Below are 234 nucleotides of genomic sequence, written 5' to 3' on the forward strand. Positions count from 1 at the left end.
TCGTTTACCCGACCCTGCGCGCACGCGTGCAGGTACTCCTCCTTGAATTCAGAGCTCTTCGGCCATGAATTCCTTCAGTTCCGGCGTCTGGGGATTGGAAAGGATGTCTGCCCCTCCCGTCTCCCAGACCTTGCCAGTATGCATGTAGATGACGCGGTTGGCGGCGCGTTTGGCGAAGCCCATCTCGTGGGTGACGACGATCATCGTCATGCCGCCGCGGGCGAGATCTTCCAT

At 59.8% G+C, this 234-nt stretch carries 1 pseudogene; it reads right to left on the reverse strand.

The features are described 5' to 3' along the window. Positions 1-48 precede the first annotated feature (48 nt). Positions 49-234, reverse strand: a pseudogene (locus tag SB772_RS45755) (amino acid ABC transporter ATP-binding protein); the annotation flags it as partial.

This window comes from Paraburkholderia sp. SIMBA_030, from assembly GCF_046535245.1.
Taxonomy (GTDB): domain Bacteria; phylum Pseudomonadota; class Gammaproteobacteria; order Burkholderiales; family Burkholderiaceae; genus Paraburkholderia.